The organism is Streptomyces sp. DSM 118878 (genome assembly GCF_052936595.1).
In genome coordinates this window covers 5,431,152-5,449,499 of record NZ_CP193622.1, presented here as the reverse complement: position 1 = coordinate 5,449,499, position 18,348 = coordinate 5,431,152, and the positions used below count along the sequence as shown (strand labels likewise).

The following is an 18,348-nucleotide window of genomic DNA, read 5'->3' as shown; positions in this document are numbered from 1 at the left end:
GCGGCCATGCTGCGGTGGGTCGAGGAGGACTTCGGGCTGGAACCGCGGGCCGTCCGCACCACCTTCGACCGGCCGGCCAATCGGTATGACTACGACTGGTGATCGCCGGGTGCGTGCACCTGCCCGACCGCCGCGCGGTAGCCCGCCAGGTCGCCGCGCGCCTCGCGTACGTCCGGGTGGTCGTCGCCGAGCGCCGCGATCAGGTCGGGAAGGCAGGCGCTGAGTGTCTCGGCCGCCGCCGCGTGATCACCGGACGCGGCCAGGAACCTCGCCACGGCGCAGCGGGTCTCCAGCGTGTTCGTGTGGTCCTTGCCCAGGGACGTCTCCTCCGCGGCCAGGATCTCCCTGGTCCGGCGAAGCGCCTCCGCGGGGTCGCCCATGTCGCAGATGATGGCGGCGATCACCCCGCGGGTGGCCAGCGTGTTCATCGCCGTCGGCCCCAGGTTCCGCTCGCGGGCGGCGAGGATACGGCGGAACTCCACGAGCGCGCCCGACAGATCGCCGCCGCGCCGCAGACACGAGGCGAGGTTGTGTCTGACGACCTGTAGAAACTCGTCGCCCGGGGGAAATGTCGCCTCGCACTCGGTCAGGAGCGCGCGGAACATCTCCTGCGCCTCGGCGTGATCCCCGGCCAGCATCCGGTAGAACGCGATCTGGTGCCGCAGCGTCACCTCCCCGGAGAGAGATTCGTTCTGCTCCTGCGAGTCCTGGGCCGCCGGTTCGGCCTGCGACGCTTCCAGCGCCTCCGTCAGCAGGGCGATCGCCTCGTCCCATTCGCCACGGTCGCCCAACGCGGTGGCCCGCGAGTACACGTCGTCCACGTTTCCCGAGTCCACCGCTGTGTGGAACGCCGTCCGTACGCGCCAGAACGCCGCGTCCGCGACGTGCCGCACCTGTGAAGCGTCCGCCAGCGCGATGAGCATCGTCCAGACCTCGCGCGGCACAGGATCGTGTTCCGGCTGGTCGATGAGGTAGTCGAAGGCCAGGAACCCCGGCTCTTCGTCGTTCGGACCCGCCGGGATCAGCAGACTGCTCGCTCCGTGTACAGGGGTCAGCGCCCACTGCCACGCCTCTTCCAACGGCTCCGGCCGCAGCCGGTGTCCGCCGCGGGCGCGCAGGTAGTGGTCGTGCAGTTCGTCCAGGATTTCGCGCGAGACGGGCTGATCCAGGCCACTGCGGCGGCAGTCGACGGCGGCGGCCACCAGCGCGGCCGCCCTCGGGTGGGTTCCGGGGCTCCACGCCCGGCGCCAGTCGCGCAGCAGCTCCGGCCCCGCGGTCAGTACCTCGGCGAGCCCGAAGTGCTCCGTCTGACGTAACGCGCCCGCGATCCTCGGGTCGTCCGCGTGCTCCCCGGCCGCCCGCAGTTCGTCCGGGGACCAGAGCCTGTCCATGAACACCACGCGCGCGGCCTCCAGGATCTCCCGGCCCTCCCGGAGTGCCGCCCGCTCCTCTTCACCCGCCAACTGGAGGCCCCGTGCGCCGAAGCGGTCGTACTCGGCGGTGCGCATCGTGGCGAGCACCGTCGTGTCACCGCCGTCGCCGGTCAGCCGGGCCACCGTCGTGGACGTCAGGCCGCCCGGCCCGAGGAAGCGTTCCAGATCGTCCAGCCAGAGAACCGAGGGGCCGCCGCGCGACAGGAGCGTCACCAGCGCGGGGAGCGCGTCCCGACGCGCGGGGGCGGCCAGCCGGTGGTTCGGCAGCACCGCACGCATGGCCTCGTACGCCGATCTGGACTTTCCGGCAGTCGACTCGCCGACCACCACGACGCACCGCGCGGTGCGCAGGGTCTCCCGGAGCGTCCGGTCCACCGCTCGCGGGACGTACGGCGGCAGCGCGCCCGCGACCGGCGCCTCCCCGTCCCGCCGCGCCGGGTGCACTCCGAGCCGGATCGCGTCGTCGGCCTCCCTGGCCCGGGGCAACCCGCCTCCGCGACCGGCCACGGAGGCGCTTTCGACGATGCTCTGCCGTGCTTCCGTCTGCCCGTCGAGCCACCGCTTCGCCCGGTCCGCCCACACCGCGGTCACGGCGGTCAAGCCACCGCCGATCACTGCCGCCCAGGAGGGCGACAGCCACAGCCCCGCGACGAGCACGCCCGCGACGCCGACCACACCGCACAGCGCCAACGCCGACCAGGCGCCCAGGTGTTGCCACGCATGTCGTCTCACGAGGCGAGGGTGGTACCGGCGTCGGCCATCGCGCAAGCCGAGCCGCCCCGGCTCCTCTGCCCTCAGCGAATCTGCCCCCAGCCGATATCGCCGACAAGCGCCTGCCCGCCGGGCAACAGTGAAGTCACCAACGCGGCGTCCGTAGTCGCGGGATCTCAGGGAGGCTTCATGTCCGTGTTCGGTGTGTCCGTATTCGGCAGTGGCGGGGAGGCGCGGCCGCGGGGTGAGGAGGGGGACACCTCTCCGTCGCGCTTCGACGATCACCTCGCCGCGCAACTGCTCAACCAGCGCATCGTGTTCCTCGGCACCCAGGTCGACGACGTGTCGGCCAACCGCGTCTGCGCGCAGATGCTGCTGCTGTCGGCCGAGGACCCCAAGACCGACATCAGCCTCTACATCAACAGCCCCGGCGGCTCCGTCAGCGCCGGGCTCGCCATCTACGACACCATGCGGCTCATCCCGAACGACGTGGCCACGCTGGCCATGGGGTTCGCCGCCAGCATGGGCCAGTTCCTGCTCAGCGTCGGCACCCCGGGCAAGCGGTTCGCGCTGCCCAACGCGCGGATCATGATGCACCAGCCGTCGGCCGGCATCGGCGGCACCACCGCCGACATCGCGATCCAGGCGGAGAACCTGGAGTTCACGAAGGCGGCCATCGAGCGGATCACCGCCGAGCACACCGGCCAGACCCCGGAGACGATCTCGCGGGACGGCGACCGCGACCGGTGGTTCACGGCCGAGCAGGCCAAGGAGTACGGGATGGTCGACCACGTGGTCGAGTCCCTCGAAGACGTGCGGCCCGCCGGGTCGAAGCGGCGCATCGGTCTGGGCATCTGAGGATCAGGGGAGACACCGCATGAGTCAGTACACGATCCCTACCGTCGTCGAGCGCACCCCGCAGGGCGAGCGCACGTACGACGTCTACAGCCGGCTGCTCTCCGAGCGGATCATCTTCCTCGGCACGGAGATCGACGACGGCGTCGCCAACGTCGTCATCGCGCAGCTCCTCCACCTGGAGTCGTCCGCCCCGGAGCGGGAGGTCGCCATCTACATCAACTCGCCGGGCGGTTCCTTCACCTCGCTCATGGCCATCTACGACACGATGAGCTTCATCTCGGCGCCCATCTCCACCTTCTGCGTGGGCCAGGCGGCGTCCACGGCCGCCGTGCTGCTCGCCGGGGGCGACCCGGGGCGGCGGTTCGTGCTCGACCACGCGCGCGTGCTGCTCGGGCAGCCCGCGAGCCGGGGACAGCAGGGGACGGTGTCCGACCTCCAGCTCCAGGCCAGGGAGATGATGCGGATCCGCTCGCAGGTGGAGGAGGTCCTGGCGCGGCACACGCACCACGACGTCGCCACGCTCCGGGCCGACATGGACCGCGACAAGTTCTTCACCGCGCAGGAGGCCGTCGCGTACGGGCTCGCCGACCAGGTGCTCAGCAGGCGGTCCCTGCCCGTCGCCGCCTGAGCCGCGGGTGGGGTGTCAGGCCGCCAGACGGACCTCGCCCTGGTACGAGGCCCTGGCAGGCCGTGTACGCGGGGAGACGGCCAGCCGGCTCTGGGCCAGGGAGAGTACGTCGGTCAGACGCAGGCCGAGCGCGTGGGCCGCGGCCGCGAGGACCTCGGAGGAGGCTTCCTTGCGGCCGCGCTCCAGCTCGGAGAGGTACGGCATGGAGATGCGGGCGTCGTCGGCCACGTCCTTGAGGGTGCGTTCCTGGGCGAGGCGCTCGCGGCGCAGGACATCTCCCACCACGTCCCGCCAAAGGGGCTCCCTGACCGCCGGGGCCGGGGCCGGGGCCGGGGCAGAGGGAGCCGCCCCGACCGGGCGCAGGGGAATCACGCGGGCCTCGTCCGGCCTCTGCCGTGGTCGCCCCCCGGCCGGACCGCTCGCTCGGCTGTCGGCTCGGTCGGCTCGGCCCTGGGCTTGGCTGCTCGCTTCGCTGCTCACCGTCTCAGCCTAGGAGGCGACCCGGCCGCCGGGCAGCGGTAAGCGTTCCGCCACCCGCGAAATCCCCTCACCACCGCACCGCCACGCTGCCGCCATACCGCCGCACCGGACTACTTCGCGGCAGACCCCACCGACGAGGCGTCCCGCCCCCAGCTCGCCAGCAGCCGCAGCGCCTGCGCCGACGCCGAGTCCGGCTCGGCGTGGTACATGATCAGCGATTGGTCGCAGTCGTCCGGCAGCCGGAGCGTCTCGAACGACAGGGTCAGCTCGCCCACCAGCGGGTGGCGCATGCGCTTGATGCCATGGCCCTTCTCCCGTACGTCATGGGTGGCCCACAGGTTCCTGAACTCCTCGCTCTTGACGGAGAGTTCGCCCACGAGGGCGGAGAGCCGGGGATCGTTGGGGTAGCAGCCCGCGTCCATGCGGAGGTAGCCGACGATGTCGGACGCCTTCTGCTCCCAGTCGATGAAGAACTCGCGCGAGCGCTCGTCGAGGAAGCAGATCCGCGCCCAGTTCCGGTGCTCCGGCGGCAGCTCGCTCCAGTCGCCGAACAGGGCCGCCGCGAGCGCGTTCCACGCGAGGATGTCCGAGCGGCGGCCGATGACGTACGCGGGCACGCCGTCGATGGAGTCCAGGAGCTGCTGGAGCGCGGGCCGCAGGTGCTGCGGGCGCGCGGCCCGCTTCTTCTTCACCGTCTTCGGCTTCGCGAGCCGCGTGAGGTGGGAGTGCTCGGCGTCCGTGAGGCGCAGGGCGCGCGCGATGGCGTCGAGCACCTCGGTGGAGACGTTGCGGCCGTTGCCCTGTTCCAGGCGCGTGTAGTACGCGACGGAGACCCCGGCGAGCTGGGCGAGCTCCTCGCGGCGCAGGCCCGGCACCCGGCGGTGCCTGCCGTACTCCGGCAGGCCGACGTCCGCGGGCCGCAGCCGGGCCCTGCGGGTGCGCAGGAACTCGCTGAGCTCGGCCCGGCCGTCCAGCGGCGCGGCGTCGGCACCTCGCTGGTGTCCGGCGGGCGTCTCGTGCGTGTCGTCCATGCTTCCAGTATCCCGGCCCGTACGCCGCTGAGACTGTCCCCACCAGTGGTAGGACCGCTGGACGTAGGCGGAACGGGTGTCTGGGTGACTCGGCGCGCGGCTGGCAGCCTCGAAGACATGACTGAGCAGATCACCACCGTTTCCGCCTACGCCGCTCCCGCCCCCGACGCGCCCCTGGAGCGGACCACCGTGCCGCGTCGCGCCGTCGGCGAGTCCGACGTGCTGATCGACATCAAGTACTCCGGGATCTGCCACTCCGACATCCACCAGGCCCGTGACGGCTGGGGAGAGGGCATCTTCCCGATGGTGCCCGGCCACGAGATCGCCGGTGTCGTGACCGAGGTCGGCCCCGGTGTGACCAAGTTCGCCGTCGGCGACCGGGTGGGCGTCGGCTGCATGGTCGACTCCTGCCGCGAGTGCGACAACTGCAAGGCCGGCCTGGAGCAGTACTGCGTGCAGGGCAACGTCCCGACGTACAACGGCCTGGACCACAGCGGTGAGCCGACGTACGGCGGCTACTCCTCGCACATCGTCGTCGACGAGGCGTTCACCGTCGGCATCCCCGAGGGGATCTCGCTGGACGTCGCCGCGCCGCTGCTGTGCGCCGGCATCACCACGTACTCCCCGCTCAAGCGCTTCAACGCGGGCCCCGGCAAGAAGGTCGCCGTGGTGGGCCTCGGCGGGCTCGGCCACATGGCCGTCAAGATCGCCCACGCACTCGGGGCCGAGGTGACCGTCCTCTCGCAGTCCCTGCGCAAGAAGGACGACGGTCTGCGGCTCGGCGCCGAGCACTACTACGCGACCAGTGACGACGCCACGTTCGAGCAGCTCGCGGGCTCCTTCGACATGATCCTCTCGACGGTCTCGGCGCCGCTGCCGCTGGACAAGTACCTCGGCCTGCTGCGCTCCGAGGGTGCCTTCGTCAACGTCGGCGCCCCCGAGGAGCCGGTCTCGCTGAACCTCTTCTCCGTGATCGCCGGCGGCAAGACCCTGGCGGGCTCCATGATCGGCGGCATCGCCGAGACCCAGGAGATGCTGGACTTCTGCGCCGAGCACGGCCTGGGCTCCGAGATCGAGCTGATCCGCGCCGAGCAGGTCAACGAGGCGTACGAGCGGGTCCTCGCCAGCGACGTGCGCTACCGCTTCGTGATCGACGCCGCCACGATCTGACGTCCCGCGGCGGGGCACGTATGACCGCCCTTGTACGCGTATGACCGCCCCTGTGGCGCGTATGACAGCCCCTGTGGCCCGTGTGGCTTGAACGCATCTCGGTCGCCGGTCCTGGTCCGCATGACCTCGCGGACCGGGACCGGCGACCGATGTGTATGCCCGGCCGCCCCGCCTAGCATCGTCCCCGTCAGCGCAGGACGACACTGTTTCGAGCGGGCGAGGAGAGCAGACGAGATGACCATCGAGTTGAACCACACGATCGTCGCGGCGACCGACAAGAAGGCCTCCGCCCAGTTCCTCGCGGACATTCTGGGGCTGGAGGTGAGCCCGCCGTACGGACCGTTCATTCCGGTGGCGATCCCGAACGGCGTCACGCTCGACTTCGCCGAGTCCGGCGAGGGGCCCGCCGTGCCGCAGCACTACGCGTTCCTGGTCTCCGAGGACGAGTTCGACGCGATCTTCGGGCGCATCAAGGACCGGGCCCTGCCCTACTGGGCGGACCCGCACCACACCCGCGCCAACGAGATCAACACGAACGACGGTGGCCGCGGCCTGTACTGGGAGGACCCGGACGGCCACAACCTGGAGATCCTCACCAGGCCCTACGGCAGCGGCGCCTGAGCCAGGAACGCGAGCACGGGCTCTGTGGCCACGTCCGCGAACTCCTCGAAGTACGCGTGCCGGGCGCCCGGGACGAGGAACGTCCTGGCGTCCGGGATGCGTCCGGCGATGAGCGGGGCGTTGGCCGCCGGGTTGAACACGTCGTCCGTGCCGTGCACGACCAGGGTCGGCGCCTTGACGCGGGGCAGCGCGTCCCACGCGTCGTGGCGGTTGCTGGCCCGCAGGTGGCGGCGGCGGGCGTACGGGGGCATGGTCGGATCACCCAGCGTGCGGTACTCCCGTCCCGGCCGGACGCGCTCCTGCTCGGCGAGCCACGCCGGGGTGTACATCAGCTCCAGCAGAGCGCGGCGCGCGGCGTCCGGGGCGGCCCGGCTCAGGGTGTCGCCGATGGCGGGGGCGCGCTGGACGGCGTGTGGACCACCGGGCGAGGTGCATCCGAGGACGAGGCGGCCGACGCGGTCGGGATGATCAGCGGCGAGCCACTGCGCGATGCGCCCGCCCATGGAGGTGCCGTAGACGTGGGCGCGCGCGATGCCGGCGTGGTCGAGCACGGCGAGCACATCACGGGCGAACCCGGGCGTGCTGTACGTGTCGGTGTCGGGACGGTCGCTCTCGCCGGTGCCCCGGTGGTCGATGACGACGGTCGTATGATGCGCGGCGAAATCGTCCCGTACGGGGTCCCACCAGTGGTGGTCGTTGGACTGCCCGCTGAGCAGCACCAGCGGCTCGCCGGAGCCGTGCAGCAGGTAGTGGAGGGCGGCACCGTCGGCCGCTTCGGCGAAGGGCACGCCCGCTCACGCCTCCCGGAGGTCGGCGACGACCCGAAAGCGTTCGAGGACGAGCGCGGTCCCGTCGCGCAGCGGTCCGGGGAAGGCGAACTCCGCCCTGGGCAGCGATGCGTGGTCTTCGGGCGGGGGAAGCGTGGTCATCGGAGCACCCTAGTCACGACGCGGCGCCGACGGGTACCGGCGATACGTGATCGACAGTCCCTTCGGCGCCGCGCCCATTTCGGGGGTCGGGTCAGACGGCGGAGCCGGCCTTCCACTGCGCCCAGTCCATGTTCCAGCCGTTGAGGCCGTTGTCCGGGGCGATGACCTTGTCGCCGGTGTTGCGGACGTCGACGACGTCACCGGTGATGGAGTTCTCGTAGAACCAGGAACCCGGGGTGCTCTTGTCGTTGGCACCCTTGGCGTCCTGGAGGCCGATGCAGCCGTGGCTGGTGTTGGCGCCGCCGAAGATCGAGGGCGAGCCCCAGTAGTTGCCGTGGATGAAGGTGCCCGAGCTCGAAAGACGCATGGCGTGCGGTACGTCCTTGATGTCGTACTCGCCCTTGCCGTCGCCGTCCTTGAAGCCGACGGTGGCACCGTCCATGCGGGTCTCCTTGAACTTCTCGGAGATCACCATCTTGCCGTTGTACGTCTTGTTCTCGGGTGAACCGGCGGAGATCGGGATGCTCTTCACGACCTTGCCGTCCCGCGTCACCTTCATCGTCTTGCTCTTGGCATCGACGATGGAGACCTGGTTGCGCCCGATCTTGAACTGGACGGTCTTCTGCTGCACGCCGTACACACCGTCGGCGCCCTCGACGCCGTCGAGGTTCAGCTTCAGGGTGACCGTGGAGTTGCCCTTCCAGTAGTCCTCGGGGCGGAAGTCCAGGCGGTTGTTGCCGAACCAGTGGCCGACGATCTCCTGACCGCTGGTCGACGACACCTTGACCGCGGACTGCACTTCCTTCTTGTTCGTGATGCCCTTGTCGAAGTTGAGGGACACGGGCATGCCGACGCCGACGGTGGAGCCGTCCTCGGGCGTGAAGTTGCCGATGAAGCTGTTGGCCTGCGAGACGGTCGTGAACTTGGAGTTCTCGTGCGCCTTGCGGCCCTCGGAGTCGGTGGCCGTCGCCGAGATCTTGTACTTCGTGGCGCGCTCGAGCTGCTTGCTCGGCTTCCAGCTCTTCTTGTCGGCGGATATCTGACCGGGCACGGCGGTGCCGTCGGCGGTCTCCATGGACACGTCGGTGAGCGTGCCCTTGCTGACGGTGACCGCGGCCGCGCTGTTGATGCTGGCGTTGTCGGAGCCGTTCTTCGGCGCGATCTTGATCTGGGCGGCCGACGTCTTCTTGGCCGCCGCCTCGTCGACCTGGTTCTGCGACTCCTTGCCACCGGAGGCCTTGTCGCCGCCGTCGTCGCTGCATGCCGAGAGCACGAGCACGCCGCCCACGAGAGCGGACACGGCCGCGAGGCCCTTGCGTCCACGTCCCGCCGCTCGGCGCCTACTGTCCGTCATCACACACATCTCCATAGTTGCAGAATCCCGAACACACCCGAGAGTCCCCGTAGACCCGCATAACGTCCTGCCCGGTTCGTCCCGTTCCACTACCGCGCGGAATGTGGGGAACACCACGTTCCCGGTACTGGACCGGATCCCCGCCCGTGACCACTGTGCACGACGGACCCCCAGAGGGACGAAAGAACCCCGGACGGCGGTTGCTGTCCGGGGTCCCCGATTCCGGATCTCTCAATCCGATGTGCGCGCACCAATCGGCGTCGGCGTCGGATCAGACCAGTTCGTCGTCTTCCTCGTCGTCTTCCCCGTCGTCATCGTCGTCATCGTCGTGCTCCCAGTCCGGCGCGTCGGGGTCGTAGTCGATCGCCTCGCTGCTCCAGGAGGCCTGGGCGAGCTCGACGCCGGGGACCTGGCTGACCAGGTCGAACGGGTCCACGAGGTGGGCGAGCGCCTCCGCGTCGTCCTCCCGGACCGCCGACTCGGCGTGGGCCCGCTCCTCCGTCGGCACCGGCTGGTCCCGCGCGATGCGGTCGAGCGCGGCACCGGTCAGCTTCTCGGTGTCGCCGACCTCGACCACCATTTCGACCCGCAGCCGTACAAACCGTGATGTCTCGTCTCCAGTCATACGGGGGAGAGTACGGTCCGCTCCCCTCGTGGCTTTCCCGCGACCCGCGCCTTTCATTACCATCGCCCCCACACGGCCAATTCGCCAGCACCACAAGGGGGATCCGATTCCGTGTCCGCACGCCGATCGTTGCTGACCGCCACCGCCGCCGGAGCCCTTCTCGGCGCCCTGTGGTTCGTCCCCTCCGCGAACGCGACGTCCCCTTCCTCGCCCACCGAGACCGCGCAGAGCCGCCCCGCCGACCGGCCCCCGGCCTCCGACACCACGACCCACGCGGGCCCGGCCCGCCTGGCCGACACGGGCGGCTTCGACACCACCCCGTACGTGATCGGCGGCACGGCGTTCCTGGGCCTGGGCGCGGGTTTCGTGGCGTTCTCGGCACGCCGGGAACGGCCGGTCAGGCGGGGCGGCGCCCGCGTCAGCCCAGCGGGCCCGTGACCGTCTCGGTCGCCTTCAGCAGTGCTCCCGAGCGCACGAAGGCGTCCGCCCCCGCCAGATCGGGGGCCAGGTAGCGGTCCGGGCCCGGGCCCTCCACGCCCGCCTTGCGGAGCGCCGCGATGACCTCGCGGGTCGCGGGCGCGGGCGTCAGGTCCTCGCGGAGTTCGACCGCGCGGGTGGCCGCGTACAGCTCGATCGCGACGATGCGGGTCAGGTTGTCCACCACCGTGCGCAGCTTGCGCGCGGCGGACCAGCCCATGGACACGTGGTCCTCCTGCATGGCGGAGGACGGGATGGAGTCCGCCGAGGCCGGGACCGCGAGCCGCTTCAACTCGCTGACCAGGGCGGCCTGCGTGTACTGGGCGATCATCAGACCCGAGTCGACCCCCGCGTCGTCCGCGAGGAACGGCGGAAGGCCGTGCGAGCGGTTCTTGTCGAGGAGGCGGTCCGTACGCCGCTCCGCGATCGAGCCGAGGTCGGCCGCGGCGATGGCGAGGAAGTCCAGGACGTACGCGACCGGGGCCCCGTGGAAGTTGCCGTTCGACTCCACGCGGCCACCCCCGGCGCTGTCGGGCAGCACGACGGGGTTGTCGACGGCGGCGGCCAGCTCCCGCTCGGCGACGAGCCTGGCGTGCGCCATGGTGTCCCGGCCCGCGCCCGCGACCTGCGGTGCGCACCGCACGGAGTACGCGTCCTGGACGCGCGGCGCGTCGTCCTGGTGGTGGCCGGTGAGCCCCGAACCGGCGAGGACCTTCAGCATGTTGGCGGCGGACACACCCTGGCCCGGGTGCGGCCGGATGGCGTGCAGCTCGGGCGCGAGGACCTTGTCCGTGCCGAGCAGGGCCTCAAGGGTCAGGGCGGCGGTGATGTCCGCGGACTTGTAGAGGGTGTCGAGATCGGCCAGAGCCATGATCAGCATGCCGAGCATGCCGTCGGTGCCGTTGAGGAGGGCGAGGCCCTCCTTCTCGCGCAGCTCGACCGGCTTGATGCCGTACGCGGCGAGCAGCTCGCCCGCGGGCTTCACCTCGCCGTCGGGCCCCTCGGCGTCGCCCTCGCCCATCAGCGTGAGCGCGCAGTGGCTCAGCGGGGCGAGGTCGCCGGAGCAGCCCAGCGAACCGTACTCGTGCACGACCGGCGTGATCCCGGCGTTCAGTACGTCCGCCATGGCCTCCGCGACCTCGGGCCGCACGCCCGTGTGGCCCGAGCAGACCGTCTTCAGGCGCAGGAACATCAGCGCGCGCACCACCTCGCGCTCCACCCGCGGGCCCATGCCTGCGGCGTGCGAGCGGACGATGTTGCGCTGGAGCTGGGCCCGCAGTTCGGGGCCGATGTGGCGGCTGGCCAGGGCACCGAAGCCGGTCGAGACGCCGTAGACCGGCTCCGGCTTGGCGGCGAGCGCGTCGATGATCTCGCGTGAAGCGGCAAGGGCGCTCAGCGCCTCGTCGGTCAGTTCGATCCGCGCGTTCCCGCGCGCGACGGCGATGACGTCGGCCGCGCTCGTGCCGGACGTCCCAAGGGCCACGGTGGTGCCCACGCTGTGCATATCCATATTCAGCAGCGTACGGACTGAATCGCCAGGTGTCACGGGTGAGGTGGGGTGGGGCCACTTACCCGCCGCCCCCGGAACTTCCGCCGCTCCCCCGTCCCGGCCACCGCCGGCGGCGAGTCGGCGAGGCGGACCACCGGGTCGCTCTCCCCGTCGCCGCCCTCCCGCCCCGCGACCACCGGCTTCACGGCGCGCGCCGCCTTCGCCCGGTACTGCGCCGCGTCGGCGAGGCGGAAGAGGCGGCGCGCCGAGCGGACGGGACCGATCGGGTCCCCGGTCGACGCGACCCCGCAGGCGACCCCGTCACCGAGCTCCAACTCGGCCGCGCGTACGCACAGTTCATCGGCGACCCGTACCACCTCGTCGGCGGTGGGGCCCGCGCAGAGCAGGCAGAACTCGTCGCCGCCGAGGCGCGCGGCCAGCGTGCCGGGGAGCATCGCGCCGCAGAGCGAGAGGACCGAGCCGAAGCGTTCGAGGAGGCGGTCGCCGACCGCGTGGCCCAGGGTGTCGTTGACCCGCTTGAGCCCGTTGACGTCGCAGACGACCAGGCTCACCACGGCCTCGTCGGCGCGGTGCCGCTCCACCGCCTCGTCGAGGCGCAGATCGACCGCGCGGCGGTTGGCGAGCCCGGTCAGCGAGTCCGTGAAGGCCAGCCTGCGCGCCTCCTCCAGGCGCTCGGTCTGCGCGATGCCCGCGGCCACCACCGAGGCGAGGACCGTGGCGAAGTCCGCGTCGGCGCGGCCGAAGACCGGCGCCCCCCTCGGACGCGCCACATACAGCTCGCCCCAGGCCCGCCCGTGCAGCACGACCGGCGCGACCACACAGCAGCCGCGGCCCCGCCTGCGCAGCGCGGTGACGCGCTGGTGGCAGTAGCCGGCGACGCGGCCGCCCGCCGGGCCGTCGGCCGTCTCGACCCAGGCGTCGGGCTCGCCGCCGCCCGCCCAGCGCTCGTGCAGGAACTCGGTGATCTCCGGGAACTGGTGGACGGGGTACGCCTCCCGCTCCGGGAACTCCTCCTCGCCCTCGCTCCGTTCGCCCGTGTTCACCAGGACCCGGAGCCGGCCGAGCTCGCGCTCCCACAGGGAGAGCGCGGCGAAGCTCCCGTCCAGCGCCCGGCAGGCACCCGAGGCCGCCGCCCGCCAGGTCTCACGCGGGGTCCGCGCGGCGGCCATGCCCTGCGCCAGCTCCACCACGGCCCGCAGCCGGACGTCCTCTCCCATCACCCCAGGCTAGGAGGTTTACGGCAATTTGGAACTTCGAGACATATCGCGACCGCAGGCTCGGGACTCACGCGGGGCACGGGGGCACGCGGCTCACTCCCCCGGCCACTCCGGCTTCCGCTTCTCGTTGAACGCCGCGACGCCCTCCGCCCGGTCGCCCGAGAAGGCCACCGTGCGCCACGCCGCGTCCTCCACCTCCAGGCCCGCGCGCAGGTCGAGGCCGTGGCCGAGGCGCAGGGCGCGCTTGGCCGCGCGCAGGCCCACGGGCGAGTTGGCGGCCATGCGGGCGGCGAGCGCCAGCGCCTCCGTACGGGCTCCGCCCTCGTCCGCGAGCAGATCGACCAGGCCCAACTCTCGCGCCTCGGCCGCCTCCACGCGCCGCGCGGAGAAGATCAGCTCGGCGGCGCGGGCGGCGCCGACCCGGCGCGGCAGGAGCTGCGTACCGCCGCCGCCCGGGATGACGCCGACGGACACCTCGGGCAGCCCGACGACCGTGCTGGGGTCGGCGACGATCACGTCGCAGGAGAGCGCGAGCTCGAAGCCGCCGCCGAGCGCGAAGCCGTGCACGGCGGCGATGGTGGGCATGGGCAGGTCCAGTACGCCGGTGTAGGCGGCCCGCGCCGTGGGGCGCTGGCGCAGCAACTCGGCGTCGCTGAAGGAGTTCCGCTCCTTGAGGTCGGCGCCGACGCAGAACGCCCGCTCGTGCGTGGACGTCACGACGACGACACGGGCGTCCGCGTCGCCGGCCAGGGCCGCGCAGGCGGCGGCGATGGAGCGGGCCATCTCCGAGGAGACGGCGTTCATGGCCTTGGGGCGGTCGAGGACGAGCTCGACGACGTGGCCGTGCCGCCTGACCGCCACGTGCTCCCCGTACCGCTGCTCGTCACCCATGACGCCTCCTGATCCCCGGTTAACGACCGTTACCCGGGGATCATGTCAGCCGGGCCCCGCCCCGGGAAGGGGCAGCCCGTCCCGCGAAGCGGCGTCCCTCAGCCCCGCCGCGCGAGCAGCCACGGCTCGACCACGCCGAGGCCGCGCACCGGCCGCTGCCACATCGGCTGGAGGGCGAAGCGGTACGAGGGCGGGTCCTCGCCCTCCTTCTCGGCCGCCGCTGCCGCCTCCGCGACCTTCGCCTCCGACGCGGGCGCGTCGCCGGTCCGGGTCAGCTCCTGCGCGAACGCACCGTCCACGAGCACGGCGTCCTTCGGCGCTATCGAGGTCAGGCGGCTCGCGAGGTTCACCGTCGTACCGAAGACGTCGCCCATGCGCGTGGTGACCGTGCCGAAGGCGATGCCGACGCGCAGCTCGGGCATGGTCTCGTCGTTCGCCATGGTCTCGATGAGGCGCAGGGCGATCTCGGCGGCCACGCCCGCGTCGTCGGCGGCGTACAGGACCTCGTCGCCGAGGGTCTTGATGAGCCGTCCGCCGTGCGCGGCGACGAGGTCGGCCGCCGTGGTCTCGAAGGCCTCGACGAGCTCCCCGAGCTCCTCCTCCTCCATGCGCCGCGTGAGGCGCGTGAAGCCGACCAGGTCGGCGAAGCCCACGGCGAGCCGCCGGTCGACCATCTCCTCGTCGTCGGCGGCCTGCACGACACGCCCCGTGGCGGCGGCGAGCTGGCGGCGCCAGACGTAGACGAGGAACTCCTCCAGCTCCGGCAGGAGCAGCTCCACCAGGGGATACGTGACTTCGGTACGGGTCATGCCGGGCTCGGGCGGCTCCGTGAGCCCCTCCAGGAAGGAGTCGATCTGCCACTCGGCGAGCCGCGCGGTGGTCTGCCCCGTGGACCGGGCCACCTGCACCGCCATGGCCTCGCTCAGGAGGCCCGCCTCGACGAGGCCGGCCAGGCGTCGCAGGGCGAGCACGTCGGCCTCGGTCAGCGCCTTGGCCTGGCCGATGTCGGGGAAGCCCATGGCCCGCCAGAAGCGGGACGCGAGCTCCATGGAGACGCCCGCGCTGCGGGCCGCCTGGAAGGGGGTGTAGCGGCGGTCCGCGCCGAGGATGAGCCCTTCGAGCCTCAGGGCGAGGGGGTCCTTGGCGGACTCGCCGTCCTTGTGCTCGTCCTGCACCTCGGGAACGCCGCCGCCCGGCCCGTCGTCGGGGCCACGCTCTGCGCCCGCGCCGGAGCCCGTGTCATCGACGGTCACGCCTGCTGCCCTTCCGATCTGCCGCGGTCAGGTATCGACCGGCGCCAACTTTACGGCAGGTGTGCCGCAGCTCACTCCAGAGTCCCGTGACCCGTTCACCCGGCCGGGGCACGCCGGGTGCCCGGCCGCCCCCTGGCGCGCGCGGGCACCGCTCACCCCGCCGCCCGCAGGTGCACGATGTCGCCCGCACCGACCGGCTCCTGCACCCCCGCCTCCGTGGCGAGCACCAGGCGGCCGTCGCCGTCGACCGCCACCGCCTCCCCCACGATCGAGCGGTCCCCCGGCAGCTCCGCCCGGACCCGGCGGCCGAGCGTGGCGCACCCCGCCGCGTACGCCTCCTGGAGCCGTGCGCCCGCGGGGTCGCCGCCCGCCGCGCGCCAGTCGCCGTACCACTGCTCCAGGGAGCGCAGCACGGCCCTGAGCACCGTGTCGCGGTCCGTCGTCGACGCCCCGGCGAGGGCGAGTGACCCGGCCGTCGGCACCGGCAGCTCGTCCTCACGCAAGGTGACGTTGAGGCCGACGCCGATGACCACGCCGCCGCCGGAGGCCGAGCCCGCCCGCTCCGCGAGGATGCCGCCGGCCTTGCGCTCCTCGTCACCGACGGTGACCAGGAGGTCGTTGGGCCACTTGAGTGCGGTGTCCACCCCGGCGGCCCGCGAGACCCCCGTGGCGACGGCCACGCCGGTGAGCAGCGGCAGCCAGCCCCACCGCTCGACCGGCACCTCGGCGGGTTTGAGCAGCACGGAGAAGAAGAGGCCCGAGCGGGCGGGCGCCGACCACGTGCGGTCCAGGCGGCCCCGGGCCGCGTTCTGCTCCTCGGCGACGAGGACCGCGCCCTCGGGGAGGTCGTCGGCCCGCGCCGTGAGGTCGGTGTTGGTCGACCCGGTGACGGGCACCACGTCGAGGGAGGTCCACAGGGCGCCGTCGCGCACGAGCGCCCGCCGCAGGGAGGCGGCGTTCAGGGGCGGGCGGTCCAGGTCGGACCAGCGGTTGTCTTGAGCATCTGGCGGCGTCATGCAAGCCACCCTAGGTGTGGTAAACGCCGCACTGCCGAACGGTATCCACGCCGCTACGCTACGGGTCAGTAGCCAGCCGTAAGCCGCCATACGCACCTTTGAGCAGGCAGGGAGCCGCATCCCTATGTCCGAGATCGACATCCACACGACCGCCGGCAAGCTCGCGGACCTCCAGCGCCGCATCGAGGAGGCGACGCATGCGGGGTCGGCCCGCGCGGTCGAGAAGCAGCACGCCAAGGGGAAGTTGACGGCGCGTGAGCGGGTCGGGCTGCTGCTCGACGAGGGCTCCTTCGTCGAGTTCGACGAGTTCGCCCAGCACCGCTCGACCCAGTTCGGCCTGGAGGACAACCGGCCCTACGGCGACGGCGTCGTCACCGGTTACGGCACCGTCGACGGCCGCCCCGTGGCGGTGTTCTCGCAGGACTTCACCGTCTTCGGCGGCGCGCTCGGCGAGGTCTTCGGACAGAAGATCGTCAAGGTCATGGACTTCGCCCTGAAGACCGGCTGCCCGGTCGTCGGCATCAACGACTCCGGCGGCGCCCGCATCCAGGAGGGCGTCATGGCCCTCGGCATGTACGGCGAGATCTTCCGCCGCAACACCCACGCCTCCGGAGTCATCCCGCAGATCAGCCTGGTCGTCGGCCCGTGCGCGGGCGGCGCGGTCTACTCGCCCGCGATCACCGACTTCACGGTCATGGTCGACCAGACCTCGCACATGTTCATCACCGGGCCCGACGTGATCAAGACGGTCACCGGTGAGGACGTCGGCTTCGAGGAGCTGGGCGGCGCCCGCACCCACAACGCGACCTCGGGCGTGGCACACCACATGGCGGGTGACGAGAAGGACGCCATCGAGTACGTGAAGTCCCTCCTCTCCTACCTGCCATCGAACAACCTCAGCGAGCCGCCCGCGTTCCCCGAGGAGGCCGACCTCGCCCCCACCGACGAGGACCGGGCCCTGGACACGCTGATCCCGGACAGCGCGAACCAGCCGTACGACATGCACACGGTGATCGAGCACGTCCTGGACGACATGGAGTTCTTCGAGACGCAGTCGCTGTTCGCGCCGAACATCCTCACCGGCTTCGGCCGTGTCGAGGGCCACCCGGTGGGCATCGTCGCCAACCAGCCGATGCAGTTCGCGGGCTGCCTGGACATCGACGCCTCCGAGAAGGCCGCGCGCTTCGTGCGCACCTGCGACGCGTTCAACGTGCCGGTCGTGACCTTCGTGGACGTCCCCGGCTTCCTGCCGGGCGTCGAGCAGGAGCACACCGGCATCATCCGCCGCGGCGCGAAGCTGATCTTCGCCTACGCCGAGGCCACCGTCCCGCTCATCACGGTCATCACCCGCAAGGCCTTCGGCGGCGCGTACGACGTCATGGGCTCCAAGCACCTGGGCGCCGACCTGAACCTCGCCTGGCCGACCGCGCAGATCGCGGTCATGGGCGCGCAGGGCGCGGTCAACGTCCTGCACCGCCGCACCATCGCCGCGGCCGACGACCAGGAGGCCACGCGGGAGCGGCTCATCCGGGAGTACGAGGACGCCCTGCTCAACCCGTACACCGCGGCCGAGCGCGGCTACATCGACGCCGTGGTCATGCCTTCGGAGACCCGCTCCCACCTCGTGCGCGGCCTGCGTCAGCTCCGCACGAAGCGCGAATCACTGCCTCCCAAGAAGCACGGCAACATCCCCCTGTAGGCCGCGACCGTTGAAGGAGCCCTCATGATCAAGGTCGTCCGGGGCAACCCGACCCCCGAGGAGCTGGCCGCCGCCCTGGCGGTGGTCCGGGCGCGCGCCGCGGCGGTGGCGAACCCGCCGTCCGGCGCGCCCGTACCGCCCGACTCCTGGGCCGACCCGGCCCGCGTGGCCAGGGACCGGCTCCCGGCACCGGGCCCCACCGCGTGGGGCCGTACGTACTGGCCCTCGTGAGGTGGCCGGCCGGGGAACTTGAGTACGCGTACTCAGGCGCCCCGGCCCGTCCCGCCGCACCATCGAAGTCATGCTGTGGTCCGACCCGGAGAACGACCCGCCCGAGGACATGCGGGACATGCAGGCGAAGATGCGCCGTGCCGGATGCGTCCTCGCCCTCGCCATGGTGGTGGCGATGTTCGTGCTCGGCATCCGCTGAGCCGGACCCCTTACG

General features: G+C 71.9%; 20 protein-coding genes. 8 read left to right on the top strand and 12 right to left on the bottom strand.

Translation table 11 applies throughout. From position 1 onward, the window contains the following. Positions 1 to 89: 89 nt before the first annotated feature. The gene (locus ACRAKF_RS24345) at positions 90 to 2,165 is read right to left on the bottom strand and encodes a tetratricopeptide repeat protein (RefSeq protein ID WP_447039537.1); all 2,076 of its coding nucleotides are present in this window, start codon (positions 2,163 to 2,165) and stop codon (positions 90 to 92) included. 168 nt (positions 2,166 to 2,333) lie between these two features. On the opposite strand from ACRAKF_RS24345, the gene ACRAKF_RS24340 reads away from it, so the two are divergent. Together ACRAKF_RS24340 and ACRAKF_RS24335 are read left to right on the top strand one after the other, a co-directional pair. Next, on the top strand, positions 2,334 to 3,002 hold the full coding sequence (locus ACRAKF_RS24340; RefSeq protein ID WP_447039535.1) for a ClpP family protease: 669 nt from the start codon (positions 2,334 to 2,336) through the stop codon (positions 3,000 to 3,002). Between the two features lie 19 nt (positions 3,003 to 3,021). After that, positions 3,022 to 3,630 carry a ClpP family protease gene (locus tag ACRAKF_RS24335; protein WP_447039533.1) on the top strand — a complete coding sequence of 203 codons (609 nt, stop codon included), beginning with the start codon at positions 3,022 to 3,024 and terminating at the stop codon, positions 3,628 to 3,630. Between the two features lie 15 nt (positions 3,631 to 3,645). On the opposite strand, the gene ACRAKF_RS24330 is transcribed toward ACRAKF_RS24335, so the two are convergent. Both ACRAKF_RS24330 and ACRAKF_RS24325 read right to left on the bottom strand, forming a co-directional pair. Next, complete coding sequence (locus ACRAKF_RS24330; RefSeq protein ID WP_447039531.1) at positions 3,646 to 4,002, bottom strand: helix-turn-helix domain-containing protein; 357 nt, start codon at positions 4,000 to 4,002, stop codon at positions 3,646 to 3,648. Between the two features lie 218 nt (positions 4,003 to 4,220). Then, positions 4,221 to 5,141 carry a helix-turn-helix domain-containing protein gene (locus ACRAKF_RS24325; protein ID WP_447039529.1) on the bottom strand — a complete coding sequence of 307 codons (921 nt, stop codon included), beginning with the start codon at positions 5,139 to 5,141 and terminating at the stop codon, positions 4,221 to 4,223. 117 nt (positions 5,142 to 5,258) lie between these two features. Here ACRAKF_RS24325 and ACRAKF_RS24320 point away from each other — a divergent pair, with 117 nt between their 5' ends. Next, positions 5,259 to 6,311, top strand: coding sequence for an NAD(P)-dependent alcohol dehydrogenase (locus ACRAKF_RS24320; protein ID WP_447039528.1), 1,053 nt, complete (start codon positions 5,259 to 5,261; stop codon positions 6,309 to 6,311). Between the two features lie 234 nt (positions 6,312 to 6,545). After that, entirely contained in the window at positions 6,546 to 6,932 is a 387-nt protein-coding gene (locus tag ACRAKF_RS24315) for a VOC family protein (RefSeq protein WP_447039526.1), read from the top strand. Here ACRAKF_RS24315 and ACRAKF_RS24310 read toward each other — a convergent pair. The 4 genes from ACRAKF_RS24310 to ACRAKF_RS24295 form a co-directional block, all read right to left on the bottom strand. Continuing rightward, the gene (locus tag ACRAKF_RS24310; RefSeq protein WP_447039525.1) at positions 6,914 to 7,720 is read right to left on the bottom strand and encodes an alpha/beta fold hydrolase; all 807 of its coding nucleotides are present in this window, start codon (positions 7,718 to 7,720) and stop codon (positions 6,914 to 6,916) included. The two genes, ACRAKF_RS24315 and ACRAKF_RS24310, sit on opposite strands and share 19 nt — an antisense overlap. Positions 7,721 to 7,726: 6 nt before the next feature. Continuing rightward, positions 7,727 to 7,861: a hypothetical protein gene (locus ACRAKF_RS24305; RefSeq protein ID WP_447039524.1), complete on the bottom strand. Its 135-nt coding sequence runs from the start codon at positions 7,859 to 7,861 to the stop codon at positions 7,727 to 7,729. 91 nt (positions 7,862 to 7,952) lie between these two features. Further along, on the bottom strand, positions 7,953 to 9,215 hold the full coding sequence (locus ACRAKF_RS24300) for a L,D-transpeptidase (protein ID WP_447039523.1): 1,263 nt from the start codon (positions 9,213 to 9,215) through the stop codon (positions 7,953 to 7,955). A 271-nt stretch (positions 9,216 to 9,486) separates the two neighbouring features. Continuing rightward, complete coding sequence (locus ACRAKF_RS24295) at positions 9,487 to 9,840, bottom strand: hypothetical protein (RefSeq protein ID WP_447039522.1); 354 nt, start codon at positions 9,838 to 9,840, stop codon at positions 9,487 to 9,489. Between the two features lie 129 nt (positions 9,841 to 9,969). On the opposite strand from ACRAKF_RS24295, the gene ACRAKF_RS24290 reads away from it, so the two are divergent. Then, positions 9,970 to 10,278 carry an LPXTG cell wall anchor domain-containing protein gene (locus tag ACRAKF_RS24290; RefSeq protein ID WP_447042144.1) on the top strand — a complete coding sequence of 103 codons (309 nt, stop codon included), beginning with the start codon at positions 9,970 to 9,972 and terminating at the stop codon, positions 10,276 to 10,278. Here ACRAKF_RS24290 and hutH read toward each other — a convergent pair. The 5 genes from hutH to ACRAKF_RS24265 form a co-directional block, all read right to left on the bottom strand. After that, positions 10,259 to 11,827 (bottom strand): histidine ammonia-lyase, encoded by a 1,569-nt coding sequence (hutH, locus tag ACRAKF_RS24285; RefSeq protein WP_447039521.1) that lies wholly within the window; start codon positions 11,825 to 11,827, stop codon positions 10,259 to 10,261. The two genes, ACRAKF_RS24290 and hutH, sit on opposite strands and share 20 nt — an antisense overlap. Positions 11,828 to 11,859: 32 nt before the next feature. After that, positions 11,860 to 13,044 carry a diguanylate cyclase domain-containing protein gene (locus ACRAKF_RS24280; protein ID WP_447039519.1) on the bottom strand — a complete coding sequence of 395 codons (1,185 nt, stop codon included), beginning with the start codon at positions 13,042 to 13,044 and terminating at the stop codon, positions 11,860 to 11,862. 93 nt (positions 13,045 to 13,137) lie between these two features. Next, positions 13,138 to 13,935 (bottom strand): enoyl-CoA hydratase/isomerase family protein, encoded by a 798-nt coding sequence (locus ACRAKF_RS24275; protein ID WP_447039518.1) that lies wholly within the window; start codon positions 13,933 to 13,935, stop codon positions 13,138 to 13,140. A gap of 98 nt (positions 13,936 to 14,033) precedes the next feature. Next, positions 14,034 to 15,188 carry an adenylate/guanylate cyclase domain-containing protein gene (locus ACRAKF_RS24270; RefSeq protein ID WP_447039517.1) on the bottom strand — a complete coding sequence of 385 codons (1,155 nt, stop codon included), beginning with the start codon at positions 15,186 to 15,188 and terminating at the stop codon, positions 14,034 to 14,036. 152 nt (positions 15,189 to 15,340) lie between these two features. After that, positions 15,341 to 16,204, bottom strand: coding sequence for a biotin--[acetyl-CoA-carboxylase] ligase (locus tag ACRAKF_RS24265; protein WP_447039515.1), 864 nt, complete (start codon positions 16,202 to 16,204; stop codon positions 15,341 to 15,343). A 124-nt stretch (positions 16,205 to 16,328) separates the two neighbouring features. On the opposite strand from ACRAKF_RS24265, the gene ACRAKF_RS24260 reads away from it, so the two are divergent. From ACRAKF_RS24260 to mmpB, 3 genes are all read left to right on the top strand, one after another. Next, a complete protein-coding gene (locus ACRAKF_RS24260; RefSeq protein WP_447039514.1) occupies positions 16,329 to 17,903 on the top strand; it encodes an acyl-CoA carboxylase subunit beta in 1,575 nt (524 codons plus the stop codon). A gap of 24 nt (positions 17,904 to 17,927) precedes the next feature. Continuing rightward, positions 17,928 to 18,134 carry an acyl-CoA carboxylase epsilon subunit gene (locus ACRAKF_RS24255; protein WP_447039513.1) on the top strand — a complete coding sequence of 69 codons (207 nt, stop codon included), beginning with the start codon at positions 17,928 to 17,930 and terminating at the stop codon, positions 18,132 to 18,134. A 70-nt stretch (positions 18,135 to 18,204) separates the two neighbouring features. After that, the gene (gene mmpB, locus ACRAKF_RS24250) at positions 18,205 to 18,333 is read left to right on the top strand and encodes a morphogenic membrane protein MmpB (protein WP_447039511.1); all 129 of its coding nucleotides are present in this window, start codon (positions 18,205 to 18,207) and stop codon (positions 18,331 to 18,333) included. Positions 18,334 to 18,348: the final 15 nt, after the last annotated feature.